Source organism: Paenibacillus helianthi, assembly GCF_001909055.1.
In the GTDB taxonomy this organism is placed as follows: domain Bacteria; phylum Bacillota; class Bacilli; order Paenibacillales; family Paenibacillaceae; genus Paenibacillus_AQ; species Paenibacillus_AQ helianthi.
The window spans coordinates 199,306-224,819 of record NZ_LVWI01000037.1; the positions used below are offsets into that span (position 1 = coordinate 199,306).

General features: G+C 50.0%; 20 protein-coding genes. 12 read left to right on the forward strand and 8 right to left on the reverse strand.

The genetic code is table 11. From position 1 onward, the window contains the following. The first annotated feature begins 4 nt into the window (after nucleotides 1-4). On the forward strand, nucleotides 5-1,300 hold the full coding sequence (gene asnS, locus A3844_RS12780; RefSeq protein ID WP_074087667.1) for an asparagine--tRNA ligase: 1,296 nt from the start codon (nucleotides 5-7) through the stop codon (nucleotides 1,298-1,300). Nucleotides 1,301-1,320: 20 nt separating this feature from the next. Then, nucleotides 1,321-2,088: a DnaD domain protein gene (locus A3844_RS12785; protein WP_074087668.1), complete on the forward strand. Its 768-nt coding sequence runs from the start codon at nucleotides 1,321-1,323 to the stop codon at nucleotides 2,086-2,088. Between the two features lie 137 nt (nucleotides 2,089-2,225). On the opposite strand, the gene proC is transcribed toward A3844_RS12785, so the two are convergent. The 6 genes from proC to A3844_RS12815 all read right to left on the reverse strand — a co-directional run bounded on the left by proC (nucleotide 2,226) and on the right by A3844_RS12815 (nucleotide 8,967). Then, entirely contained in the window at nucleotides 2,226-3,092 is an 867-nt protein-coding gene (gene proC / locus A3844_RS12790) for a pyrroline-5-carboxylate reductase (RefSeq protein WP_074107567.1), read from the reverse strand. A gap of 77 nt (nucleotides 3,093-3,169) precedes the next feature. Next, nucleotides 3,170-4,417 (reverse strand): glutamate-5-semialdehyde dehydrogenase, encoded by a 1,248-nt coding sequence (locus A3844_RS12795; protein WP_074107568.1) that lies wholly within the window; start codon nucleotides 4,415-4,417, stop codon nucleotides 3,170-3,172. Nucleotides 4,418-4,485: 68 nt separating this feature from the next. Beyond that, the gene (proB, locus tag A3844_RS12800; RefSeq protein ID WP_074107569.1) at nucleotides 4,486-5,589 is read right to left on the reverse strand and encodes a glutamate 5-kinase; all 1,104 of its coding nucleotides are present in this window, start codon (nucleotides 5,587-5,589) and stop codon (nucleotides 4,486-4,488) included. A 531-nt stretch (nucleotides 5,590-6,120) separates the two neighbouring features. Beyond that, entirely contained in the window at nucleotides 6,121-7,032 is a 912-nt protein-coding gene (locus A3844_RS12805) for a LysR family transcriptional regulator (RefSeq protein ID WP_074087672.1), read from the reverse strand. Nucleotides 7,033-7,165: 133 nt separating this feature from the next. Beyond that, nucleotides 7,166-7,618, reverse strand: a complete 453-nt coding sequence (locus tag A3844_RS12810; RefSeq protein ID WP_074107570.1) for a hypothetical protein — start codon at nucleotides 7,616-7,618, stop codon at nucleotides 7,166-7,168. Between the two features lie 395 nt (nucleotides 7,619-8,013). Beyond that, nucleotides 8,014-8,967 carry a hypothetical protein gene (locus A3844_RS12815; protein ID WP_074107571.1) on the reverse strand — a complete coding sequence of 318 codons (954 nt, stop codon included), beginning with the start codon at nucleotides 8,965-8,967 and terminating at the stop codon, nucleotides 8,014-8,016. Nucleotides 8,968-9,568: 601 nt separating this feature from the next. Between A3844_RS12815 and A3844_RS12820 the strand changes: the two genes are divergently transcribed. The 9 genes from A3844_RS12820 to A3844_RS12865 all read left to right on the forward strand — a co-directional run bounded on the left by A3844_RS12820 (nucleotide 9,569) and on the right by A3844_RS12865 (nucleotide 20,684). Then, nucleotides 9,569-9,970 (forward strand): hypothetical protein, encoded by a 402-nt coding sequence (locus A3844_RS12820; protein ID WP_083606823.1) that lies wholly within the window; start codon nucleotides 9,569-9,571, stop codon nucleotides 9,968-9,970. Nucleotides 9,971-10,454: 484 nt separating this feature from the next. Then, complete coding sequence (leuC, locus tag A3844_RS12830; RefSeq protein WP_074107572.1) at nucleotides 10,455-11,879, forward strand: 3-isopropylmalate dehydratase large subunit; 1,425 nt, start codon at nucleotides 10,455-10,457, stop codon at nucleotides 11,877-11,879. A 27-nt stretch (nucleotides 11,880-11,906) separates the two neighbouring features. Beyond that, nucleotides 11,907-12,509, forward strand: coding sequence for a 3-isopropylmalate dehydratase small subunit (leuD, locus tag A3844_RS12835; protein WP_074087676.1), 603 nt, complete (start codon nucleotides 11,907-11,909; stop codon nucleotides 12,507-12,509). A gap of 177 nt (nucleotides 12,510-12,686) precedes the next feature. Further along, a complete protein-coding gene (locus A3844_RS12840; RefSeq protein ID WP_074107573.1) occupies nucleotides 12,687-14,282 on the forward strand; it encodes an N-acetylmuramoyl-L-alanine amidase in 1,596 nt (531 codons plus the stop codon). A gap of 162 nt (nucleotides 14,283-14,444) precedes the next feature. Then, the gene (locus A3844_RS12845; RefSeq protein WP_074107574.1) at nucleotides 14,445-15,884 is read left to right on the forward strand and encodes an N-acetylmuramoyl-L-alanine amidase family protein; all 1,440 of its coding nucleotides are present in this window, start codon (nucleotides 14,445-14,447) and stop codon (nucleotides 15,882-15,884) included. Nucleotides 15,885-15,995: 111 nt separating this feature from the next. Next, nucleotides 15,996-16,655, forward strand: coding sequence for a GerMN domain-containing protein (locus A3844_RS12850; RefSeq protein WP_074101333.1), 660 nt, complete (start codon nucleotides 15,996-15,998; stop codon nucleotides 16,653-16,655). Between the two features lie 81 nt (nucleotides 16,656-16,736). Further along, nucleotides 16,737-19,490 (forward strand): S-layer homology domain-containing protein, encoded by a 2,754-nt coding sequence (locus A3844_RS12855; RefSeq protein ID WP_167374674.1) that lies wholly within the window; start codon nucleotides 16,737-16,739, stop codon nucleotides 19,488-19,490. A 211-nt stretch (nucleotides 19,491-19,701) separates the two neighbouring features. Continuing rightward, nucleotides 19,702-20,385, forward strand: coding sequence for an endonuclease III (gene nth, locus A3844_RS12860; RefSeq protein WP_074101337.1), 684 nt, complete (start codon nucleotides 19,702-19,704; stop codon nucleotides 20,383-20,385). Nucleotides 20,386-20,417: 32 nt separating this feature from the next. Then, a complete protein-coding gene (locus A3844_RS12865; protein WP_020432793.1) occupies nucleotides 20,418-20,684 on the forward strand; it encodes a hypothetical protein in 267 nt (88 codons plus the stop codon). A gap of 111 nt (nucleotides 20,685-20,795) precedes the next feature. On the opposite strand, the gene A3844_RS12870 is transcribed toward A3844_RS12865, so the two are convergent. Next, complete coding sequence (locus A3844_RS12870; RefSeq protein WP_074101338.1) at nucleotides 20,796-21,128, reverse strand: ArsR/SmtB family transcription factor; 333 nt, start codon at nucleotides 21,126-21,128, stop codon at nucleotides 20,796-20,798. A 3-nt stretch (nucleotides 21,129-21,131) separates the two neighbouring features. Continuing rightward, complete coding sequence (locus A3844_RS12875; RefSeq protein WP_074101340.1) at nucleotides 21,132-21,557, reverse strand: SRPBCC family protein; 426 nt, start codon at nucleotides 21,555-21,557, stop codon at nucleotides 21,132-21,134. Between the two features lie 251 nt (nucleotides 21,558-21,808). Between A3844_RS12875 and A3844_RS12880 the strand changes: the two genes are divergently transcribed. After that, a complete protein-coding gene (locus A3844_RS12880) occupies nucleotides 21,809-25,489 on the forward strand; it encodes a dynamin family protein (protein ID WP_143192074.1) in 3,681 nt (1,226 codons plus the stop codon). The last annotated feature ends 25 nt before the right edge of the window (nucleotides 25,490-25,514 follow it).

Consider the following 25,514-nt stretch of genomic DNA (forward strand, 5'->3'; position numbering starts at 1 on the left):
TGGGATGGCTAACAAGAGTGTAATCAAGAACGTGAATGAGCATGTTGGGGAAACTGTTGTGATCGGCTGTTGGGTGAACAATAAGCGCTCCAGCGGTAAAATTCAGTTCCTGCAGCTTCGGGATGGTACAGGCTATATCCAGGGCGTTGTGGTGAAATCGGAAGTGCCGGAGCAGGTCTGGGACGATGCCAAGAGCCTCACCCAGGAAAGCTCATTGTATGTGACCGGAATCATCCGTGAGGAGCCCCGTAGTCAATCTGGATTTGAGATGACTGTAACGGGTATAGAAGTATTGCATCTTACAGAGAATTATCCAATTACCCCGAAGGAGCATGGCGTCGATTTCCTGATGGATCACCGTCATCTCTGGCTTCGTTCTGCGAAGCAGCGGGCAGTCCTCGTGATTCGTGCGGAGATTATCCGGGCGATTCAGCAATTTTTCAACCAGAACGGGTTCACGAAGGTGGATCCGCCGATCCTGACGCCAACGTCGGCAGAGGGTACAACGAACTTGTTCCACACCAAATATTTTGATGAAGACGCCTATCTTACGCAGAGCGGACAGTTATACATGGAAGCTGCGGCGATGGCACTTGGCCGTGTGTATTCCTTCGGTCCGACTTTCCGTGCAGAGAAATCCAAAACCCGCCGTCATTTGATCGAGTTCTGGATGATTGAGCCGGAAATGGCATTCACGGATCACGAAGAAAGCTTGAAGGTTCAAGAAGAATTTATCAGCTTTATCGTACAGTCCGTGCTAACTAACTGCCGTGCGGAGTTGGAAGCGGTAGGCCGCGATGTGTCCAAGCTGGAAAATATCAAAGCTCCGTTCCCGCGTATCACCTATGATGATGCAATAAAATTCCTGAATGATAATGGACATGAGATTGCCTGGGGCGATGACTTCGGGGCGCCGCACGAAACGGCGATTGCGGAAGCCAACGATAAACCGGTGTTCATTACGCATTATCCGGCCTCCTTCAAGGCATTCTATATGAAGCCGGATCCTGAACGTCCAGAGGTTGTCCTCTGCGCAGATATGATTGCACCTGAAGGCTATGGGGAGATTATCGGCGGATCACAGCGTATCGACGATCCGGCTTTGATGGAGGAGCGCTTCAAGGAACATAATCTTTCAATGGATACTTACAAATGGTACATGGATCTGCGCACCTATGGTTCTGTGCCACACTCCGGTTTTGGCCTTGGCCTTGAACGGACGGTAGCCTGGATTTGCGGTCTGGACCATGTACGGGAAACGATTCCGTTCCCTCGTACATTGTACCGTCTATACCCATAGGCAATCAAAGGGGGCTGCGCATGGAAGGCAAAGGATGGAGTACCTGGGGCGAAGGCGTGTCTTTTGGCCTCCAAAACGGGATGGCCGTCATTCCTTACGCACTCTTGAAGTATTACCGGAAGCTGAACCTGACCGGCAGTGAAGCGATGCTGCTTATTCATTTGCTGTCTTTCCGCCAGGTGGAGGGGATTGAATTCCCTTCCCTGGAGGAGCTTCAGACAGTAACCGGACGCAGTATATCAGCAATAGCGGGAGAACTGCAAAAGCTTATGAAGGAAGGCTTCATCAGCATTGATGAGGACAACGACGAGCTGAGAGATATCCACTATGAACGCTATAACTTCTCAGGCTTGTATGATAAGCTAGGTGCGTTTCTGTCGGTACTTGCTCAAGAATCCGTAAAGGAGAGAAGCAAACCTGTAAGCAGCGCACCCAGTCTTCGGGCGTCTGCACATCATACAGGGACTGCTGCTCCGGATGGAGGCTACGGGAGTCCGGCTACTCCTGCGGGCAGGGATGCGGAGGAGAGCCGCAGTCTGTTCACAATTTTTGAGAAGGAATTTGGACGTCCGCTTTCCCCGATGGAATGTGAAACCATTTCCGGTTGGGTAGATCAGGATAAGTACCCGGAGGAATTGATTCTTCTCGCTCTGAAAGAGTCTGTATTCGCCGGAAAAGTTCATTTCCGCTATATTGACCGTATACTGCTGGAATGGGCCCGTAACCGGGTAAAGAATGCCCAGGATGTTAAGGCCTACTCCCAGAAGTTCCGCAGCGGCGGCAGATGAAAAGAGGATCAGCTGAAGTTTCTTGTCCTTAATAGGACGGGAGACGCTCAACGTCCTTCCTAACATAGAAACAACCGTACTTCCGTTGGCTGGTTAGCCATCGGAAGTACGGTTGTTTTTGTTTTGAAGATGTGAATTTATGAAAGCTCTTTTTCCAGTGCTACTCCCATTTCGCGGGAGCGCTCGGCGCAGCGGTTAACAGCGGAAATCACGGTCTCGAAGAAATCTCCCTTTTCAAGCACCTCTAGAGCAGCCTGTGTGGATCCATTGGGTGAGGTGACTTTTTTACGTAAGGCGGCTGGTTCTTCACCGGTCTGCTGCACCATCCGGGCAGCACCAAGGACAGTCTGAACGGTCAGCTCTCTGCTCTGTTCAGCCGGGAGACCTCCGCGTATTCCTGCTGCAATCATGGCCTCCATCATGTAATAAATGTACGCCGGACCACTACCCGAAATTCCAGTGAGGGTTTCCATGCGTTCTTCATCGATCACAGAAGTTAATCCAACCGCTTCAAAGATGTTGAGCGCGGTCCGGCGGCTTGGCTCATTAACTTCCTTAGAAAAGGCAATGCCGGTTGCTCCCAGTCCGATGGAGCTGGAGGTATTAGGCATGGTACGCACAATCGGCTGTGGCTTCCCAAGCAGGCCTTGCATCGTACGGATAGTCATCCCTGCGATGACGGAAATCACCAGCTGGTCAGAAGAGAGAAGAGGCTCTAAACCTCGCAAAGCTTCGGCAGCATCCTTGGGCTTCATAGCGAGCACGATAACCGGAGCCGTGCGCAGATATTCATTTTTTTGTTCAGGTTCGTTACTGCCAAGCACTCCATAACGGCTGCGGAGCTCGCTAAGGCGTTCACTGCTGCTGCGGTTCAGCATCACGATATTGCCGGAATCCACCACATTACGGGTAATCATGCCGCGCACAATCGCTTCCGCCATCGAGCCAGCGCCGTAAAAAACAATGTTGTGATTAATTAATGGTATTGCAGGTTGCTGACACATGACTTAAACCCTCCTAATAGTTTTGAGGTTATACTTCGTTGGTAGTCCTATAAAAAACTAGCTTCGGCATCATAGGTTTATCCCCGGATTTGTCCGGAGCCGTGAATTTTGTATTTGGTTGAAGTCAGTGCCGGCAGTCCCATCGGGCCGCGTGCATGCAGCTTTTGGGTGCTGATGCCAATCTCTGCCCCAAATCCGAACTCGAAGCCATCCGTGAAGCGCGTTGAGGCGTTATGATAGACAGCGGCAGCATCCACTTCTTGAAGGAAACGTTCCGCGTTACCCGCATCCGCCGTTACGATGCATTCGGAATGCCGGGTGCTGAACTCAGCGATATGCTGCAGCGCTTCATCCAGCCCGCCGACGATTTTGATATTAAGAATATAGTCATTGTACTCCGTAGCGAAATCCTCGTTGGATACCGGCAATGCCCAAGGAATCCTAGCAACCGTTTCTGGACAGCCGCGCAGCTCGACAGGGATTTCGCGGAATGCTTCCGCCACAGCAAGGAGATGCTCTGCAGCAAAATCCCGGTGAACCAGCAGCGTCTCCATGGAGTTGCACACGGAGGGACGCTGGGCCTTGGCGTTCAGACTGATCGACAAGGCCATTTCCCGATCAGCACTGGCATCCAGATAAGTATGGCATATGCCTGCTCCTGTTTCAATGACGGGCACGGTGGCATTAAGCACGACATTCTGAATCAGCGCACTCCCACCGCGCGGAATGATTACATCAAGCAGTCCGTTCAGCTTCAGCATCTCATCTACCGAGGAACGGTTCGGATCTTCGATTAATTGCAGTGCTTGGCTTGGGATGGCTGTTTCGATAAGTGCACGGTGTAGCACCTCGATGATTTTACGGTTGGAAGACAGAGCAGAGGAGCCGCCGCGCAGGACTACGGCATTCCCTGTTTTTAGGCATAAACCCGCTGCATCTACCGTTACATTAGGACGTGCCTCGTAGATAATGCCAATGACACCCAGCGGTACACGGATTTTCTCAATAAACAGTCCATTTGGACGTTCGATGGTTTCCAGATTGTCACCGATTGGATCAGGCAGTTCGGCTATTTGCCGGAGTCCTTCTGCGATGCTCGTGATCCGTCCGACATCCAGTGCCAGCCGGTCAAGCATTGATTCCGGAGTACCGCCCAGCCGCCCTCGCTCCAAATCTTCGCTATTAGCAGCAATGATCGCGGGAGCTTCACGGATCAAGGCTTCGGCCATAACCAGCAAGGCCTCATTTTTTTGGCCGGTGCTCAGACTGGCTAGCACACCAGCCGTTTCTTTGGCTAATGCTGCTTTGTTTACAACCTCACTCATGTTACAACCTCCTAAAAGTTTTTTAAGTTTTACACCCTGAAATCAGGTTCGGAAAACGCTTCGAGCTGTTAACGCAAGGTAATCCATTCATCACGGTGAATAACCTCCAGCCGGTGAACTTCCCCCAGCTTCGGCACGATCTGACCGCTTGGCAGTCCCTGAATACTGCGGAGCTGGGTGTCGTCATAATTCACAATTCCCCGCCCAAGCAGCTTGGCGTCAGGTCCAAGGACTTCCACAACATCCCCTGAATGAAAATTCCCTTCAATCCGTTTTACACCAACTGGCAGCAGGCTATGCCCGCCATGGAGAAGTGCTTCCACCGCACCTTCATCCACATACAGAGAACCAAGAGGAGTGGACATGAAGCCGAGCCACTGTTTCTTCACGGGTAAGGAAGAAAGGGTCGTGGCAAAATAGGTGCCTTTTCCGTTGCCATCGGCAGCCAACTCCAAATCTCCGGGCTCGGTTGCTCTGCCTATGAAGACGGGGACTCCGCCTCGAGTGGCGATTTTGGCAGCATCGATCTTGGAACGCATGCCGCCAGTGCCGACACTGGAGCCCGCGCCTCCGGCAAAGGCATAAATCTCGGGGGTAATCTCCTCCACACGCTCATAGCGTATGGCCGCCGGATTCTTGCGGGGATCACCACTGTATAAGCCATCCATATCGGTTAACACGAGGAGATGGGAGGCTTTTAGCAGATTTGCCACCAGGGCTGATAAGGTATCGTTATCGCCGAATTTCAACTCATCTACCGAAACGGTATCATTTTCATTAAATACGGGAACAGCTCCTTGCCGCAGAAGCTCCTCTACCGTCATCACTGCGTTGTTCATTGCCCTCCGGCTGCAAAAGTCGGTTCGGGTCAGCAGAATCTGCGCAGTGGGAATGCCGTGCTCCGCAAAGGCTTCCTGATAGGCCTGCATCAGCATCACCTGGCCGACCGCAGCGGCAGCTTGCTTCTCATGCAGCAGCTTGGGCCGCGACGGATAGCCGATGCCCCGGAATCCGGCGGCTACGGCACCGGAGGTAACTAGCAGTACTTCACACCCGGCTTTGCGCAGTCCGGCAATTTCAGCAGCAAAGAAAGCTACTGCTTCATGGTTCAATCCACCTTCAGGTCCGGTGAGCGAGCTGCTGCCGATTTTGACCACGATTCGTGTTGTCAATGTGGTTCACTTCCTTCTCAAATTTACATCTATGTCACGCTGAAAACGACAAAAAGCCCCCATCCTTAGACTTAGCAAAGGACGAAAGCTTGGTTAACTTCCGCGGTACCACCTTCATTGATGAGGGTTCATCCGACTTCATTCTCATAACGGGAGTTTCCGTCCTGCAAGGGCAGGCCGCTCGGGGGTAGGATTCGGAAAGGACAACCGCGGTAAATTCTCCCAGCCTGCCGGAATTTACTCTCTGATCACGGATAATCGCCTATTCGTACTGGTCCCGTCTGCACGTTTCACTATTTGTCATTTAGAATAACACGCAAATGTCGGGTTTGCAAAGTGCGCGAGCGTAATATTTTTTACCAGTGAAGACATTAACAAGGTTGACGAAAGCACAGCCCATTGGACGGATGATCAGAACCGCCTCATGAATTAGCATAATTTGAGTATATAGACTGTGGACGAGCCTTCCCGGCTCATTTATGAGGCCTGAAGGCTCTTTTCATAAGAATGCATACGCTGATTGCTGGTTGGCTATTCATCGGAAAGATCTTTGACGGTTGTTTTGAAGGTCTCTATAAAGGCTTCTGCTGCTTTGGATAAATAGCGTCCGCGCCGGTAGGCAACCACCAACGTACGGCTGGGTACCGGCTCGGCCAGGGGTAAATAGACGGGAACGAACTCACTGCGTGGTGCCCTGGCGATAAAATGGGGGACGAGCGTTACTCCCATTCCGGTAGCGACGAGTGATTGAACGGTCTCCATATTATTACTCTCAAATACGATACGCGGCTCAAATCCGGCTCCCCGGCATAATTCGACAGTCATTTTACGAAAGCCCTGGCCTTCTTTTAGAACAATGAATGGCTCATCCTTAAGCTCCTCCAGAGAGGTGCGAATCCCGGCCGCACTCCTTGAAGCGAACGGGTGCTCTGGCGGGACGGCCAGATCGATCCGCTCTTCACCCAGCACTTCGTAGGCGAGTGTCGGGATCTCCAGAGGCAAGGAAAGCAGGCTTAAGTCTGTTTGACCGCTGGCCGTGAGTTTTTCCAGATTCATGGAGGAGTCTTCGAGCAGCGTGATTTCAACCTCGGCGAACTTCCTTTTGAACACAGGCAGCACATGCGGCAGCAAATGCGCACCGGTGATGGGCATGCTCCCTACAACTACATGTCCGGTCCGCAACTGGGAGATATCCGACATCTCCTGCCGTAATAGCTCTACAGCATCAATAATCGTCTGCGCCTGCTCCACAAATTTCTCCCCGGCATGAGTAAGTTCCACTGAGCTGGTATTCCGCTGAAAAAGAAGAACGCCCAGCTCCTTCTCCAGCTTCGAAAGCTGCTGGCTGAGTGAAGGCTGAGCGATATGCAGCTTGTCTGCAGCACGGGAAAAGTTACGTTCTGCTGCTATCTGTAATGCATATTGCAGCTGTCTGAGTTCCATAAACAGATTCCACACCTTTAAATAGATTGTTACTTATAAGTATAACCTATAAATATTGTTATTAATATAAGTGGTATTGCCAAAAGGGATTACCGGAAGTAGGATAGCCGATGCTCAACCCCAATGGTATCCATTAGCCTGCAACTGCAATTCCAGAGAAGCATCTAGCTCCCAAAGTGACACCATAATTTGTAGTCACGCTTATGATATATCGGATTTGACCTGCGAGCACATCGGCAGAGGGAGGGAAATCAACAGCTGTAATACCGGCCATCTCATACGTCAGCTCCGTCATCGATTGAGACGCTGGCTTTTGATAGACCGTAGTAAAGATAGGGATCGAATTCCGGAGGATTGTAAAAGTGGCATCCGGAACGATCGTAGGGTTGGACGAGATAGCCATAGTCAGACGGGCATAGGCATTAAGCGTCACACGCACCAAACTTACATTACCAGGGGCAATACCAGCCGTCTGCAACCCAATATCACCAAAAATATAGGGGAATGAAGAAGAAGATAATGAAGCGCCCGGCTGATCCGTAATACTGTCCTGGGAAATCCGCATATCTAAAAACTGAATGCTCATTTGTTATTCACCAGTCCTCTCATGTAGTTGACACAGCTTATGAGAGGGGATGATAGAGTGCTTGGACAAAATTAAATAAATACGAGGGGCCATCTTGCTGCTTATAGGTCAAGCCTATGGCTTTTATAGAATATATCAGGCAAAAACCCTTTGATATACTAGGTATTGCAGGGGACCCGGCAGCAGAAAGCTTGTCCGTATAAGATGCATCAATGATGATGATGTGATGAACACGGAACCGGCTGAGGAACTGGGATTCAGTAACCGACATTACCGACGAATTTAAGTCAATGGCCATTTATAGACTGGCAGGTATGCTGGGTCTGATGATCCTACTGGAGGATTAGGGGAGAAAGAGCAGTGAAATTTGATTGATTACACTGCTCTTTCTTATCTTAATTTGTTGGTACTGGTTCTGTAGCTGCTTTTGATATTTCTCTCCATTTTGAAATTGCTTTACTGGTAGGTTCTAATAAAAAATTCAAATTATCAATTCTTTTTTGCATAATCTCCCTTCGATTCTTCTCAATTTCAAGATATGAATTTGTCACTTTAATATCATCAAGTGTAAATTGTCTGTACGCCGCACCACCAATTAAATCCTGTGAGTTCCTTATTCCTCTAAAAGGATAGACCTGTTGCCCCGTTTCTTCACGCATGTGAGGGATATGCAGATCCAAAAAGTAAACTTGTAATTTGTAGGTAAATCCGTTTGCATAGGTGACGGGTTGAAAAGGTCTTTCTGATTTGATTTGAAGTAATGCGTCTTTAACCTCAAATATATTCCAAATCAAAGTTTCTGTTTCTGGAGGACTTACAGTATCATTAATTTGATTTCTGAAAGCTTCACATCTTTTTTCAATTAAGTCAGAGTAATAAATCAAATTAGATTTCGCTTCACTTCTATATGTCGGAAATTCTGTTGAACGTGCAATGAGTGTTTGAATAAAAACATTGACACCGTAAACCAATGCAGTCAATGCTTCAAAAGAATTTTTTCCCGCAATTGAACTAAGTAAGCCTGGAAGCAACAGATGAACTCCAGCAATCAATTCGTGATCTGCCTTTTTTGGATTGTAAGCATAAGTAGCAAGGTATGCTTTTAAATCTGCTCCAAAGCCAACCAATTGAGCTACATCATGATCCAAAAAGGCTTGGTCAATCATTTCATGAATACTAACTTTCAAGTCCTTTATTGCATCAGCAAATTTATCCTCACCGCCTTTATCGAATAAAGTTGCTGCCAATTGTGTTGCAATTGCGGCGCCAATACCTTGGCCAAATGCAACCTCAGCCGCTTCAGCCCCCTTTTGAATAGCTGGTCCCCATTGAAAATCTTCATCTGACATAATAGTCACCCCATTTTTTAAAGGTATTTTAGCATTAATTCATGAGAAATATTAATCCAAAATATTCATGTCCGCTCCATGTCCACAGCACACATTGACTCTCCGCTCAAATCCGTAGTATGCCAGCAGCATACACTGAATATTTTGAAATCAGTGACAAGCGCCTCTATGGGCGTTATGACGGCCAAGTACCACTTGGCTCAGTACACAAGGGTGCTTCACATATAACCTATCTGCCTTGTGCAGAAAAGGACTTGACTCGCTAAGTTGAATCATGGCCTGTAATAAGCCGTATCGCTTCCGGCTACAGGAGCTTATATCCGATGTGCTCACGGATAAATGAACGCAAGAAGAGGTATGCTGGCAACCTTTAATAATGGGTTTGGTGGTGTACGGTATTCATTTTCCCAAGTGTTTGCGAATATGGGGTGTAAACTGTTCTTCTATATTTTATCCGAAGGAAGAGTGAAATGGAGATAAGGTGTCTCCGAGAGAGCCTGAGAAGGTGATTTGGGGAAAGAATCCAGTTTGCATTCATTTCTCAATAAAAGATACCGATATTTAATGATAAATAAAATCTATTGGAAGAGGATGTGGAAGCATGCGTATTAACAATTCTAGTCCTAGCGTTTATTATAGTAACCAACGCAACAATCTATCAAGTAATAAAGATTTGTTTGAATCAACGCTACTCGTACAAACAAATGAAAAGAAAGAAGAAGAAAAGAAAGACAAACCGGTAGAAAAAAAAGGGCACCTGGTTACAGCAAAGGAAGGCGCTTATATTAGACAGTACATTGTTAATTCAGACGGATCAAAGGTTCTATTGAGTGAAATAAAACAAGCTGAGAACGAGTCTACAAGTACAGAAAACAATTCGCAGCTACTTTTCAATTCTAAAAAGAATCAGAATGTTGAAGACGGAATGAGTAATAATTCAAAGGAATTAGTAAGTCTGTTAAATCAACAAGTAGGTAATATTGATCATCCGAAAAATAATTAATTGAAAATTGAGTTGGTAAGTTTATTACTAAAATGATGGGCATTCCTTATTTTTTTTCTTGGAGTGTCCTTTTTTGTGCCGTGGTGGGTTTATTGGTTGCTGTTCAATCCGAGGTGGTTTTATGAACCAGGTACCGCCGATACGGGACATTGCCGGCATAATCCAGATATGAAATTATCTGAAGGTGAGCAGCTTTCGAAATAATATTTTCTTCTGCATGGGCATTCACAGCGGCCTACGCGTTTCTGACCTGCTGCAGCTTAAGGTGGGAGCGGTCAGGGATCAGTTGCATATCAGTTATGTGGCGGAAGCGGAAGGAATTCATCAATATTCCTCTATTCTTATCCAGACTTATAGGCTCCACCTATGGCTTTTATAGAAATCATATCTTGGAATTATAAACGTGGCGATGTTATATTTAGAGCATTCAAGAGAGACTCCACTTTCTCTTCCAATGAACGATTCTACTATATGAGGTGAAAACATGGGCAACAAGACAATGTTTGAAAAGATTTGGGACAATCACGTAATCCATCAGGAGGAAGGTAAGCCAAGTATCATTTACATCGATCTGCATCTGGTGCATGAGGTTACTTCCCCGCAGGCCTTTGAAGGACTTCGTCTCAGCGGCCGCCAGGTTCGCCGTCCGGGTCTTACTTTTGCAACTATGGATCATAACGTGCCTACCAAGGACCGCTACAATATCACGGATCCTATTTCCAAGCAGCAGATCGATACCCTGTCGCAGAACTGTCGTGACTTTGGTGTAAGACTGTTCGATCTGAATGATATTGACCAAGGTGTAGTGCATGTAATGGGTCCGGAAATCGGATTGACTCATCCTGGTAAAACCATCGTCTGCGGCGATAGCCATACCTCCACACACGGGGCATTCGGCGCGTTGGCTTTCGGAATTGGTACCAGTGAAGTAGAGCATGTGCTGGCCACCCAGTGCCTGCAGCAATCGAAGGCCAAAACGATGGAAGTCCGCTTCACCGGCAGACGCAATCCCGGTGTTACTGCCAAGGATATGATCCTCGGTGTGATTGCCAAATACGGTACGGATTTTGCTACCGGCTATGTTATCGAATATACAGGCGAAGCGATTCGCGAACTGTCGATGGAAGAGCGCATGACCGTCTGCAACATGTCGATCGAAGGCGGGGCAAGAGCCGGTCTGATTGCGCCGGATGAAACTACCTTCAACTACCTGCGCGGACGCCAATACGTGCCGCAGGGTGAAGCTTATGAAGCTGCCGTTGAAACCTGGAAAGGGTTTGTCAGCGACGAAGGTGCAGAGTACGATACGATTGTTGAATTCGATGTAGAGACTTTGATTCCGCAGGTAACCTGGGGAACCAGCCCGGGTATGGGTACGGATATCAGCTCCACTGTGCCGAATCCGGCAGATTTCACAACAGAAAATGAACGCAAAGCCGCTGAAAAAGCGCTTGAGTATATGGATTTGGTGCCAGGAACACCGATTTCCGAAATCGGCATCGATTATGTCTTCATCGGATCTTGCACGAATGGACGCATTGAAGATTTGCGGGCTGCCGCTGAGGTAGCCAAGGGACATAAAGTGTCTAATCAGGTTACTGCAATAGTGGTTCCGGGATCTGGACGCGTGAAGCTTCAGGCCGAGAAGGAAGGGCTCGATAAAATATTCACAGAAGCAGGATTCGAATGGCGGGAAGCCGGCTGTAGTATGTGCCTGGCTATGAACCCGGATGTTCTGCAGCCTGGACAGCGCTGCGCATCTACCTCGAACCGTAACTTTGAAGGACGTCAGGGACGCGGCGGACGCACGCATCTGGTTTCTCCTGCTATGGCGGCTGCGGCTGCGATCAAGGGTCACTTTACTGATGTCCGTGACTGGAACTATAAGACGGAAGCCGTCAACGCATAGAACTTGAGAGAGCAGGAGGATATAATCATGGATGAATTTAAGAAATTAACCGGAATCGTTGCCCCGGTGGACCGGGTAAATGTAGATACGGATGCTATTATCCCTAAGCAATTTTTGAAACGGATCGAACGTACGGGGTTTGGACAATTTCTGTTCTACGAATGGCGTTTTGATGAAGCTGGAAATGATAATGCGGCATTTGAAATGAACAAACCCCGCTATAAAGGGGCTTCGGTTCTGATCTCCCGGGCCAATTTCGGCTGCGGCTCCTCACGTGAGCACGCACCTTGGGCGATTATGGATTACGGCTTCAGAGTTGTGATTGCACCTTCGTATGCGGATATTTTCTACAACAACTGCTTCAAAAACGGTATTCTGCCGATTAAGCTCTCGGAAGCACAGGTAGATGAGTTGTTTAAACGTACGGCAGAGCATGAAGGTTATCATTTGACGGTGGATCTGGAAAATAACCAACTTAGTGATGATTACGGCCTTAGTATTACGTTTGAGCTGGATGAGCACCGCCGCCAGTTCCTGCTGCAGGGACTGGATGATATCGGGCTTACGCTTCAACATGCGGATGAAATCGCGGCCTATGAGGAGCGCCACGCGGCTAAGCTGTTTTCTTAAGAGAAGTCAATACGAAAACTTTACAATATTTACACAAAACTTCTATTTCCGGGTGTCGGAAATAGAAGTTTTTTTGCTATAATCGATATATTCATTGCCGGAGTAGGCAACTTTTGGAGTTTTCTGTCGTCTTAATCTTATCTATGTATTTATCATTTGCCAGAAGGAGAGGAAAGGATGAGAAAAGCCGGACAACGGGTGCTATTTCTATTGCTGCTGCCACTGCTACTGCTATCATTCGCCGGCCATGATGCCGCTGCTGCCGGGAACAGCACGGGCAGAATTGTAATGGACAACAAGGAGTTAGAGCTTCCCAAGGGAATTAACCTGGAAAACGTAAATGGAAGCGTTATGATTCCTATCCGTGTGGTGGTTGAGAATTTGGGATTTGAGGTGCTGTGGGAGCAGAAGTCACATAAAGTCACCGTACAGCAGGATGGGAAAAGCGTCCAACTGGCTGTAGGCAGCAAAACAGCCGAAGCTGATGGAGTGTCTCTGCCGCTGAATGCAGCACCGAAACAAACCCGTGGCACAGTGCTGGTGCCTATCCGTTTTGTCAGCGAGCAGTTTGGCCTTAAGGTTGGATGGGACAACAGTGACAAAACGGTCTATTTGAGTGGCGGAATAACTGGCGACCCAGGCAGTTCAAGCGTTCCACAGCCGACTGCAACACCAATTCCAGCACCGACATCAATTCCAGCGCCAACACCAACATCACAAGCAAGCTCCATCCCTGCAGACGGTCAAGGGACAGGGGGAGATATTGTAACCGGAGTGATTGCACCTACACCTACCCCTATTCCGGGAAGCGCGGGTACCGTGGCTACTACGCCTCAGGTAATGGGCGCTGTATTTAGCGAGAACAGGTTAATCATCGCAGCGGCTGGGGGAGCCAAGCCTTCTGTGACCAAGATTAGCAGTCCGGACCGCATCATCATAGATTTTCCCGGCGCTTCATTTGCATCCGATTTTGTCGGGAGCTTTCCTGGTGTTTCCACCAGCGGGAGTCCACAGGGCAAGCTCGATGTAAGCGGCTATCCGCTGATTACCGATGTGAGATATGCACTATTCAGTGTAAGCCCGCCCACTGTCAGATTTGTTATACAAACCGTTGGCAGCCAGCCGTATAAAGTCAGTACGGATGACAGCACAGGGCTAGTAACCATTGATTTGAATACTGGGAGTATTGGAACCCCGACCACAGGAGGAACCGGAATCACCGGGAAGCCGATAGTCGCCCTTGACGCAGGGCATGGCGGGTCGCAATCCGGTGCCGTCAGCTTGACGGGCAAACTGGAGAAAAACTTTAACCTCGCTGTGATTCAAAAGGTAGGAGCACTGCTGAATCAGGAGGGACTGGTTACCGTTGTCTACACGCGAACCACGGACAGCACACTTGGACTGCAGGACCGTGTAGTGATTGCGGAAGCGGCAAAGGCTAATTTGTTTATTTCCGTGCACGCCAATTCTTTACCTGCCGATTATCCGAACAAAGACAAGGTCAATGGCAGTGAGACTTATTATTCACGGACGGAAAGCTTGCCTCTCGCTCAGATCATGCATAAGCATCTGGTAGCTGGAACGGGCTTTAAAGATAATGGGGTAAGAAATAAAAGTCTTCATGTTACTAGAGAAACGAGTATGCCTGCTGTATTACTGGAGGCAGGCTATCTTACCAATCCAGGTAACGAATCGGCGCTTTACAGTGATCTGTTACAGGATAATCTGGCCCGGGAAATCGTTGCCGGAATCAAGGAGTATCTCGGATTGTAGAGTGGCCGCTCCGCTAAATTGAGGTAAGGAAATGTGTTTTAGTATGGCAGATATTCGCAACTTTTATGGGCAGCCGGAGTCTAATGATTGTCGAAGGTTGTCAGTCGGATTGTCAGCATGAACGCTTTTTTAGGCGGAATACTAGATTCTTAGAGGTGAAGAATGAAGAAATTTGCTTTTATGCTGTTGCTGCTGCTCTTTGTACTGGTTCTGCCGGAGCAAGGACATGCTGCCTCCGGGACCAGCAAGATTTTTCTGGATGACAAGGAGCTCACCGCAGGACAGGACGTTTCTGTTGAGAATGTAAACAACTCTATCATGGTACCGCTTAGGATGATTGCCGAAAACCTTGGATATAAGGTGGACTGGGATCAGAAGAGCAAGACGGTTACGATTGAACAACAGGGCAAGACTATTAAGCTGATTGTGGATCAGACAGCGGCATCCGTAGATGACAAGACCATGATTCTAACAACAGCACCGCTGCTCAGGAGCGACACGACACTGGTGCCGATCCGGTTCATCGGAGAACAGTTCGGCCTTACGGTCAAATGGGATAACACAGCCAAGGTTGTAAATCTTATTACCCCGGAAATACCTGAGAGTAACAATGATTCAGGGGGAAGTACGGTAGACGGCGGGAGCGGTGTAGTCGTACCTCCGACAGATCCGACGGCCGATTTAACCATGGTTAATGGCGTCAGCTTTAGCGAGAACAGGCTGAGCATTGCAATGGATGGAAGTTCCCAGCCGAAGGTGTCCAAGGTATCCGGACCTGATCGGATCGTGATTGATTTGCCAAACGCCACATTCTCGGATGCATTCGGGACAGGCCAGGTTCTTGACCCGAATTTGAACGGCAAACTTAGTGTAACCAATTATCCGGATGTATCGGGCGTTCGCTACTCGTTATACAGCACTAATCCGTATACGGTTCGTTTTGTAATTGATCTGAATCAAGCCAAAAACTATAGTGTTGATGTGTCAGGAGATACCTCCAAGCTTGTCGTTATTGATCTGAATGCACAAAGCACAAATGACACTGCGACATTGCCCGGCAATAGCGGACGTAAGCTTGTAGTGCTGGATGCAGGCCATGGAGCCAAGGATTCAGGCGCAATCGGGGTAACTGGAAAATATGAGAAGAACTTTAATCTGGCAGTGATACTGAAGGCTGCTGCGTTGCTGAAGCAGGAAAATAACATCGATGTCGTGCTAACCCGGAGTGATGATACATTCCTGGAACTCAAGGATCGGGCAGGCATGGCCAATAATCTCAAAGCGGACCTCTTTATTTCTGTACATGCCAACAGCAGTGCTTCATCAGTATCAAGTGGATCGGAAACCTATTTTCAACGGGATGCCAGCAAGGCGCTGGCGAACGTAATGCATAAGTATCTTGTCCAGGCAACCGGATTAAGTGACCGGGGTGTCCGGTATGGGAACTTTCACGTCATACGTGAAACGACTATGCCTGCCGTACTGCTAGAAGTCGGTTACCTGAGCAATAAAGGCGATGAATCCCTGTTGTTCACTGAGGATCTGCAGAATAAAGTAGCTGCAGGGATTGTCGCCGGTATTAAGGAATATCTCAAATTATAGCAGCAGTCAAGCGGCAGAGCAGGGCCGCAAAGTCAGCTTCGGCCGTAAAATCAGGTCAAAAAGGCTTTGCGGCCCTGTCTGCCCATATTCATCCAGAGGGGGTAATTGTTGATGAACAAGAAATGGACCTATGCAGGTATTTCAGCTTTGCTTTTGCTTGTGATCGCTGGATGCGGCGATAAACCTGCAGCAGCACCGGCTGATAACGCTGGACAAGATTCCACAACGGTCGTGAACGGCGCTGGCAGTACTGCTAAAAGCACCAACGGAGGCAGCGAGGACGCTATAGCCACTGCAACCGCTCAGCCGACCGCAGAACCTGCTACTCCTTCGCCCGCAGCGACAGAGCAGCCCACTGCACCCGACAAAAAGAGTCTGAACATATCCGTGTATTTCACTGATCCTCAGCAAATGGAGCTGGTCCCCGCTAAAGCTGACATAAGCTATGCAAATGATGTGGAGAAGTACAGTGAAGCTTACAAAGCCCTGCAGAGCAGCACCAACCCTGACCAGATTCCTTTATGGGGTAAAATTGAACTTAAATCGCTTAAATTTGCGGACGGCCAGATTACGATGGACATTCATAAACCGGATGAAGCCCAGCTTGGTGCTGGCGGTGAGGCTTTTGCCATTAGCGCACTGGCTGAGACCCTGTTTCAATTTAAAGAAGTGAAGAGTATAGAGGTTCTTGTAGATGGCGAAAAAGTTGAAAGTCTCATGGGCCATGTGGATCTTGAACATCCAATGACCAGAGAAAACAGCGGTTTGTAAGGAAGATGCAGGAATAATCCGGTTAACCGGAGAAATGATTTACTAGTATTTTATATGATCCACAGAGAGGGGAATAACCTATTGTCCGGGCAAAAAAGGTCAAAACGTTCTATTCATACTTATTCCAGCAAAGCGGCAACCGTAATTCTGGCCGGCACGATGGTGCTTGGCGGAGCAGCTTCCGCGTTTGCCGACACGGCTGCACCGGTGACAACCTCAGCAGTGACTAATGTAACTGCTCCGGCAGCGGCAGCAGGAATTTTTACTGACGTGAAAAGCGGCTTTTGGGCCGAAAAACATATTTATAAGTTGGCCTCTCAAGGGATTGTTGTAGGGAACAACGGTCTGTTCCGTCCGGGGGATTCCGTTACCCAGCAGGAGGCGGTGCTCATGGCACTCCGTTTCATGAAGTTGCAGGGCAATGTGAATACCGGTACCGATGTTGTGCTTCCGACAGATTTCAAAGTAACCAATTACTATAAGCCTTATGTAGTCCTTGCTTTCCAGCAGGGGTTGCTGGACAAGACGGTGGAAATGGCTGCCGATAATCTGAAGACCTCCTGGGGGGAACGCAAGGCCAGCCGAGAATGGGTAGCCGAGCTTCTGATCCGGGCGCTAGGCAAAAATGCGGATGCTGCTGCTGTATCCAGTCAACCGACCGGGTTTGCCGATGACGCCAAAGTTACTGCGAACAAACGGGGATACATTAAGACCGCAGTGGATCTGGGTTTAGCCAATGGTCTGGACGGTAACCGGTTTGACCCGCAAGGTGCTGTGACCCGTGCGCAGCTGGCTACTTTCTTCAGCCGTGCAGAAGCTCACAATACATTGGATTACGATAATACCGTCAAAGGCAGCATCAGTGCCCTTCAGAACGGCAAGCTGACACTATACAATAACGGGAGAACAACTGTATTCGATTTGACTTACAGTACCGCCTATTTTACCAGCACTTCAGAAACTAGAATCAATTTCAGTGATATCAAGCCTTATACCAAAGTGACTGTTATCGGTGTTACCTATAATGCCGCTTATGTAGAAGTAACAGATCCAGCTCAGCAGGTTCAGACCATTGAAGGCGTATTTGCCAAAATCACACCGGGTACAATCTGGCTGGATTCTCCAACCGGATATGATCAGTACAGCTATGATGGAAGCACCTCCTTTGTGGATGTGAACGGGGCAGTAATTACCCCTGCCTCCATTACCGCTGCCAGCAAAGTTTCCCTGCTTCGGGAGACCTATAGTGGTGCAGGCAAGCTGGTTAAGGTACAGGTAACCTCGGGTATTGTGAACAAAACAGCCACCGGAACCATTCAAAGCGTCGATACTACAGCCAAGAGCATTACATTCAAAACAGCTGATGGGGCAACGGAATCCTTCAAATGGGAGGATGGCACCACCCTGTTCAGCTCTCAAAGCTCGGTGCTGCTGCCAGCCGATCTCAAGGTGGGGGCTTCGGTCAAATATTCTGTTAAGGATAATATGATCCGGTCCGTAGATGTGACTTCAGGGGTAGAACGCACCGTGCAGGGGGCGATCACTGAACTGACCAGCTCCACAGTGGTCTACAAAAAATCCGATGGCACGCGTGAAGTGAAGCTCCTTGGATCAACGCCAGCCATCGTAATTCCAGGTGTTACCACTCCTGTCATTGGTGATCTGATCGCCGACGCCTCTGCCGGAGATAATGTGCAGATCACTTTGAACAGCAGTGACCAGGTGACGAAAATTGAAGTTCTGAGCCGCCAAATTGATCAATTCACTGGTGCGACAGTGGTTGATTATAGTGTGAAAACCCAACTGCTGACGGTTATGGACAGTAGTGGCAAAGCCCATCTGGTGAAGCTCGATACCACTACAAAGCTCGCTTCAGATGGAGTGGCGAATACTTCGTTAACTAATATGGGATATGCACTGACCGAAGGCCGCAAAGTAGATGTTGTGGCTGCTGGACAGCGAGCCATTTCTGTGGAGACGAGCAGCAAATATGATGGTACACTGACCGCTGTGAGTACAACCAATAAAACAATGACGATAAAGCTTTCCAATGGACAGCTCCTGACACTGCCATATCCGCAGTCCGTGGACATCTATGGCCGCTCTAATTTAGCAATCACCGATGTGGCTCTTAACAGTGCGGTAACTGCCGTACTTGCCGGTAACCAGAACGTGGTTTCAGTTCTGCGGGTGAACTCTTCTGTCCAGTTCGAGATTATTACCCTGGATGCAGCCGCAAACAAGCTGGGAGTAAAATGGTCGGGAGTGACATCCGAATTGTACACCCTGACACTGCCAATGACAGGCGACACTGGACAAAGCATTAAGATCAGTGATTTGAAGGTTGGAGACTTTGTGAATGCCTCATTTAATGGCAGCACACCGCTCTCTCTCCAAGCGGTTAAGCTTAGTACGGGTCAGTTGACAGCTGTGAATGCTAGCACAGGAACATTAACTGTGAAGGATTACAAAGCGGGTACTCAGACCATCACGCCGACTGGTGGGGTCAAGATTATCCGTGACGGGTCTACTGCAACTACGCTCGGCTCACTTACTACTGCAGATCGTGTGGAAGTGCGCAAGGACTCCGATGGGTCCACTATTATTCGTGTATTGAGCCAGCAGTCACATGCCTTCTCGCGGTACGAGAGCGGAACGAATGAGATTTTGGTAAAACGCGCAAGTCTTGACGATAACAATTACCGCTTTGCGCTGGGTGCAAATGTATATATTCATCAAGGTGACACGACTTTATCCGTGCAATCTCTCAAAGAAAATGATAATATTATAATGTATTTCAATAATAATATTCTTGTTGAGATAGTGAAACAATAAGTGCTTGGTGATTTTCCGTGTGAAACACCGTCTTGATTCAGGCGTTTTGCCTGCATCAAGACGTTTTTTTTGAAATATACAGCTGGTGATGTGTTCGTTAATAATGTATGAACGTGTACGTTACAATACATACTTTGCTTATATTTCTTTACAATTGAGAAGTTACACTCACTGCAGGTGGTGAGAGGTAACACTCCGTGGAGGGGACACTATGAAAGTTGCAGAGGTCCGCCACATCCTGGATACCATCGGAGAGTTGTTCCCTGATGCGCATTGTGAGCTGAACCACAGCAACGCATTTGAGTTGACGATAGCCGTGCTGCTCTCAGCCCAATGTACGGACGCAACAGTGAATAAAGTAACCGAGGACCTGTTCCAAAAGTATAAAGCCCCGCTCGACTATGTTTCAGTACCCATAGAGGAACTGGAGAGCGACATCCGGCGCATCGGTTTGTACCACAACAAAGCGAAGCATATTCAAAGTCTCTGCTCAATCCTGATTGAGCGGTATGGTGGAGAGGTGCCTCAGGCACATGATTTGTTAATAACCCTGCCGGGTGTGGGGCGCAAGACTGCTAATGTGGTAGTATCCAACGCTTTTGGAGTCCCGGCCATTGCGGTGGATACGCATGTAGAGCGGGTGGCCAAAAGGCTTGCCCTTGCTGGCTGGAAAGATTCTGTGCTGGAAGTGGAGAAGAAGCTGATGAAGGCGGTGCCGCGTGACGAGTGGACACTCACGCATCACCGGCTGATCTTTTTTGGACGCTATCACTGCAAGGCACAGAATCCCAAATGTCAGGTGTGCCCGCTCTTGGATGTGTGCCGGGAGGGTAAGAAACGTATGAAAACTACTGTAATCAGGAAAGCTAAGAATCATACGGAAACAAGTGATTAAGAGTTAGAGATGAAGAAGAGGATGGGATAGAGATGAAGTGCATTTCTGTATATACCGATAATTTTGAAGCGTTCTCCGATATTTTTGAACGTGTAGTGGAAAGTCCACTTGAGGAAAACGAAGAACAGGAAGTGGAAGGCATCACGATCAGCCACTCCGGCGATGTGCCTGAGCATTACCTGGAACGTATGTCCCAAAAACCTGAAGTAGTTGTGATGAGAGATAAATCCCGTGGCCTGACCATTCTACAGCATGGCAAGGTATTTGAAATTCTGTTGCCAGTTCTGGAAACTGCTTAAGCCACCCAGCTTGATTGTATAAGCAGGAGTGACCCAAATCGGATGTGAGAAAGCCGGCCCAAGGGCCGGCTTTTTGGTATGCAAAGAAAACAACTTCTGCTGATTTTGCTCTTATTGCGGGTTCGTGTCATTCTCAACGAATTCTTTTAGCAGCGACAGTCTGTCTTCCCAATAGGTCTCGAAGAAGGCAAGCCAGTCTTTTAGTTCTGCAAGAGGCTCCGGGTGAAGTGAATACCTTGTCTCCCTGCCAATCCGTCTGGAGCTGACAAGACCAGCATCAGATAAAATATGCAGATGTTTGTTAATGGCTGTACGCGAAAGAGGGAAGTTCTCCGATATGGCCACAATCGGCATATCGTTACGGGCAAGCAGCTGTAACACGCTTCTGCGGGTGGGATCGGCGATCGCTTGAAATACATCATGCTTGATTACTGGGGCAGCCACCGCTTAAGCCTCTGTATAACGAACGAGACTTTTGTTGACAATACCTTCCCATCCACCGTCCATAATGCCGCGGATCATCGAATGAGGTTGTCCGAACTCGGTAGCCTTTGTTTCATCCCATCCCGAGTGAATCAGGGTGAACTCTGTTTGCTGATTGTCCAGCTCTTTTAATTCAAACTCCAGATGCCAGTCTTTGCCCCAATCAAAACCCAGCCGGTGAGGCGGGGTAAGTTCAGTTACTGTGCAAGGAGAATCACCAAATTGGCCGGAACGCAGGATAAACTCCTTACCCAGGACCGGTTCGAATGTATTGTCCATCCACCAGGCCGCAATCCCCTCGGAAGTGGACACAGCTGTCCATACTTTTTCAATGGGAGCTTTAAGAACTACAGTTTTGCGAATTTCGGGCAATGTCTTTTCGCTGTGCATAAATTACCTCCTGTTTTGTAACACCTTTTGGGTTCGTAATTGATTGTAACACCATAAGGTGTTGTATTTCAATAGCTAATGAGAACTTCAACAAGCTTGTAAAGAAATACCTGGATTTGTGACATTCGTGAGGGATTATAGGGGAATTTGTAAATAGTTCTGATTTGAATTGTGGCAAACTGGTGATAAAATGTAATTATTCTATTCTTGGTAGACATACGATACACGAAGCAGCGAAGGTGGGAGTAAACGTGGGAGCGGAACGGGCCAAAATGGAGAAAGAAATCTTGAAGAAACCGTCCTATTCTGGGCTCAGCAAGCTTATGAAACAATGGGGCGATCCGGCTGCAGAACAAATTATCTCGGATTTGGAGTTAAAAGCTGCTGCGGGTGAGCTGACCTTTGCCTTTTGCGGGCATTTCTCGGCAGGGAAATCGAGTATGATTAATCAACTGTGCGGTAGGCCTGTACTGCCTTCCGGACCGGTTCCAACCAGTGCGAATATCGTATCCATCCGCAGTGGAACCCCTCGTGTTCTGCTGTATCCGCCAACTAGTGAAGCCGGAACCAAACCGGCCCCATGGGAGACAACACCGGAACAACTGCAGGATTTTTGCCGCAGAGGGGGCGAATACGCCGCCATATCGGTATGGGAGAACGTACCGCTGCTGGGGAGTTATGGAGTCCTAATGGATACACCGGGGGTGGATTCCACCGATAACGGGCATCAGGCGGCAACACATTCCGCACTCCATTTGGCGGATGTTGTGTTTTATGTGATGGATTATAATCATGTGCAGTCCGAGAATAATCTGGCCTTTGCCAAAACACTGAGTGAATGGGGCAAGCCCCTGTATCTTATCATTAATCAGATTGACAAGCACCGTGAACAGGAAATTACCATTGAAGTGTACCGGAAGCAATTAGTAAGCGCTTTCGGCCAATGGGGGATTCAGCCGGCGGGAATTCTCTTTACTTCACTCAAGGTTCAGGAGCATCCATTGAACCAGTGGAAGGATCTGCTGAATCTGATTGAGAAACTCCTGGAGCAACGGGATGAGCTGCTTCAGTACAGTCTGTCCCGTTCCCTTTATCATACCGCAGATGCAGCCCTGACAGCCTACAGAGAAGGACAGCGGGAGGAACGGGAGCATCTTCTTGAGGATGCAGGAACAGCGGAGGAGCGGGATTACGTGGAGCGTGAGCTCCTCGAATGCGCGGATGAGCGGGCAAAGGCTCTGGGGCTGGCTGAAGAAGCGCGCCAGCAGCTGCGAACCCGTCTGGATGCACTGCTGGGCAACAGCAGCCTGATGCCGGCAGAGGTCCGGGAAGCTGCCGGGGCCTATACCGAAAGCGTCAGTCCCGGCTTCCGCAAGGGACTGCTCTTCACGGCAGCGAAACGGGAGAAGGAACAGCAGAAACGGCTGGCCGCCTGGCATGTGCTGCAGGGACGGGAGATTGCCGCCCAGCTGGAATGGCATCTGCTCCAGCTGGTCCGGCAGTGGGGAGAAGACCTCGGAGTCTGGGACGAGGCGGCGGAGACGGCACTTAAGCAGGCGTTCCCGGCGTTCAGCCCCGGGGTGCTGGCGGCTGCCGTCAAGCCGGGAACCGGCTTCAGCGGCGAGGCGCTGCTGAATTTCTGCCGCACGCTTGCGGCTGAAATGAAGAGCCAGTTCCGCCGCGCTGCGCTAGGCATCGGCGATGAGCTGCTGGCGAAGCTGCCGCCGCTCCTGGACGAGCGGCTCGCGGATGTGTCGCGCCGCGAGGCAGCCCTGCAGCGGCAGGCGCGCGCACTCAGCGCGCTGGCCGCCCTTGACCGCGCGGCGGACGCCCGCGCGGCAGAACTCGCGGCGCTGCTGCCGCAGCGCCGCACCCTCACCCCCGGCACGCTGCCGGAGGTGAGGGTCACCCCGCAGGCGGGCGCGCCCTGCGCCGCGCCGCGGGAGACCCGGCCGCCGCAGGGCGCAGCGGCTGGAAGCCCCGCCGCAGGCTTTGCGGCGGGTATGGCTTCGCCGGCGGGCGGACGCCGCCGGCTCGGGAAGGCCGCAGCGGTGCTGGACGCTGCGGCGGAGCTGCTGCGCAGCGAGCCGGCCATGGCCTCGGCAGCGCGCAGCCTGACGGCGCGGGCGGCGGATCTCGCCGGCGGCCGGTTCACCCTGGCGCTGTTCGGAGCGTTCAGCGCCGGCAAGTCCTCCTTTGCCAATGCCTTACTGGGCGAAGATGTGCTGCCTGTGTCTCCGCATCCCGCCACAGCGGCGGTGAACCGCATTTTGGCGCCGGAAGGGGACTTCCGTCACGCCAGCGCGGTGGTCACCATGAAGAGCATGGAGGATTTCTGGGAGGATATCCTCCATTCCTTCAGTGTGCTGCAGCTTGACGCGCCGCAGCCGGAGAACTGGACTACGAGCGCTGGGAATCTCCAAGTGAGCGGGCTCCATCCCTCTGCACTGCCGCATGCCGGATTTCTGAGGGCGGCAGCGGCGGGCTGGCAGGAAGCAGAACCCTTGCTTGGAACCGTACGCACTGTCGATTTGCAGGAATACCGCCAGCTGGTCGCCGAAGAGACACGGGCTTGCTTCATTCAGGGAATAGATCTCTATTATGACTGTCCCCTGACAGCCGGCGGTATCGTACTGGTCGATACCCCTGGGGCGGATTCACTGCATGCGCGTCATACCGGAGTAACCTTTGGTTACATGAAGAATGCCGATGCGATATGTTTTGTGACCTATTACAATCATGCATTCTCCAAGGCGGACAGGGGCCTGCTGGCCCAGTTGGGCCGGATCAAAGACAGCTTTGCGCTGGATAAAATGTTCTTCATCATCAATGCCTCTGATCTGGCCTCGGATGAAGAAGAGCTACAGGAGGTTCAGCAGCATGTTACGCAGAATCTGCGCGCCGGCGGTCTGAATGCACCGCAGATGTATTCCCTCTCCAGCCTGCTTGCACTGGAAGGGAAAACGGCAAATAACCGGGAGATCTATGAAGCTTCCCGGTTCAGCAGCTTCGAGCAGGCACTTGCACATTTCGCGGGCGGGGAACTGCCAAAGCTGTCACTGGCAGGGGCCAGAGACAGCCTCGGCACCATCCGGCGCCGGACAGAAGAGTGGCAGGAAAAGGCACGTCAGGCGGCGGGGCAGCGTGAAGTGCAAATGAGGGAACTGCAGGAGCAGCGGAGTCAGGCAGAGCGGCGGTTGGGTTTATTGGCCGCCGAGGAGCGGCCGCGCCGGGATTTGCGCAGGGAAGGTGAGGAATTGCTGTATCATGTCCGCCAGCGGATCTCTTTCTCCTTTGGGCGTTTCTTTCAGGAATCGTTCCATCCCTCTCTGCTCCGTGAAGACGGCGGTCATCTCAAAGACATCTTTACAGCTTGTGGAAGAGAACTGGAACGGACGACTCAGCGAGAGCTGGAGCAGGAGCTGTGGGCCACCACGCTCCGGTTGGAGGCTGCCGGGCGCCGTCTGGTGCACTCAGCGGCAGCAGCTGCCGCTGAAGAGCTATCCATACCTCCGGAAGAGCTACACTTTCTTCAGAATGATAGGGAGTCTTGGTCTGCTCCGGCCAAGCTGGAAGTCAGGCTGGAGCCGCTCGACTGGACGGCACTGTGGAGCCGCTTCAAATCCCCCCGCCACTTCTTCGAAGGGACCGGCCGCAATGAGGTTAGAGCAGGGGCCGAGCCTGGGATGAAGGAATCCGTGGCAGGGGCTGTTGAAGAACAGGAAAGCTTTTTGCTGGATTTCTATGCAGAACGTATGGATGCCGCTTTGTCCCAGGTAGTGAAGGAGCTGAGTGAGAATCTGTCCGAGCGGGAAGCAGCGATCACAGAGCTCCTGAGAGGGGGTGATTCTGCAGAGCACTGGAGTCTTCTCAGCAGTGAATTGCTGGAACTTGAACAAGCTTTAGGCGATATCGTGGACAACGATCTGTGAAGTTTGTAGGAAAATGTCGAAGAAC

Coding starts and splice junctions, on each gene's coding strand:
- A3844_RS12785 (WP_074087668.1), top strand. CDS start 1,321: ATGGAAGGCAAAGGATGGAGTACCTGGGGCGAAGGCGTGTCTTTTGGC.
- A3844_RS12810 (WP_074107570.1), bottom strand. CDS start 7,618: ATGAGCATTCAGTTTTTAGATATGCGGATTTCCCAGGACAGTATTACG.
- A3844_RS12865 (WP_020432793.1), top strand. CDS start 20,418: ATGAAGTGCATTTCTGTATATACCGATAATTTTGAAGCGTTCTCCGAT.
- A3844_RS12795 (WP_074107568.1), bottom strand. CDS start 4,417: ATGAGTGAGGTTGTAAACAAAGCAGCATTAGCCAAAGAAACGGCTGGT.
- asnS (WP_074087667.1), top strand. CDS start 5: ATGGCTAACAAGAGTGTAATCAAGAACGTGAATGAGCATGTTGGGGAA.
- A3844_RS12845 (WP_074107574.1), top strand. CDS start 14,445: ATGAAGAAATTTGCTTTTATGCTGTTGCTGCTGCTCTTTGTACTGGTT.
- A3844_RS12840 (WP_074107573.1), top strand. CDS start 12,687: ATGAGAAAAGCCGGACAACGGGTGCTATTTCTATTGCTGCTGCCACTG.
- leuD (WP_074087676.1), top strand. CDS start 11,907: ATGGATGAATTTAAGAAATTAACCGGAATCGTTGCCCCGGTGGACCGG.
- leuC (WP_074107572.1), top strand. CDS start 10,455: ATGGGCAACAAGACAATGTTTGAAAAGATTTGGGACAATCACGTAATC.
- A3844_RS12805 (WP_074087672.1), bottom strand. CDS start 7,032: ATGGAACTCAGACAGCTGCAATATGCATTACAGATAGCAGCAGAACGT.
- A3844_RS12875 (WP_074101340.1), bottom strand. CDS start 21,557: ATGCACAGCGAAAAGACATTGCCCGAAATTCGCAAAACTGTAGTTCTT.
- nth (WP_074101337.1), top strand. CDS start 19,702: ATGAAAGTTGCAGAGGTCCGCCACATCCTGGATACCATCGGAGAGTTG.
- A3844_RS12815 (WP_074107571.1), bottom strand. CDS start 8,967: ATGTCAGATGAAGATTTTCAATGGGGACCAGCTATTCAAAAGGGGGCT.
- proC (WP_074107567.1), bottom strand. CDS start 3,092: ATGTGTCAGCAACCTGCAATACCATTAATTAATCACAACATTGTTTTT.
- A3844_RS12820 (WP_083606823.1), top strand. CDS start 9,569: ATGCGTATTAACAATTCTAGTCCTAGCGTTTATTATAGTAACCAACGC.
- A3844_RS12850 (WP_074101333.1), top strand. CDS start 15,996: ATGAACAAGAAATGGACCTATGCAGGTATTTCAGCTTTGCTTTTGCTT.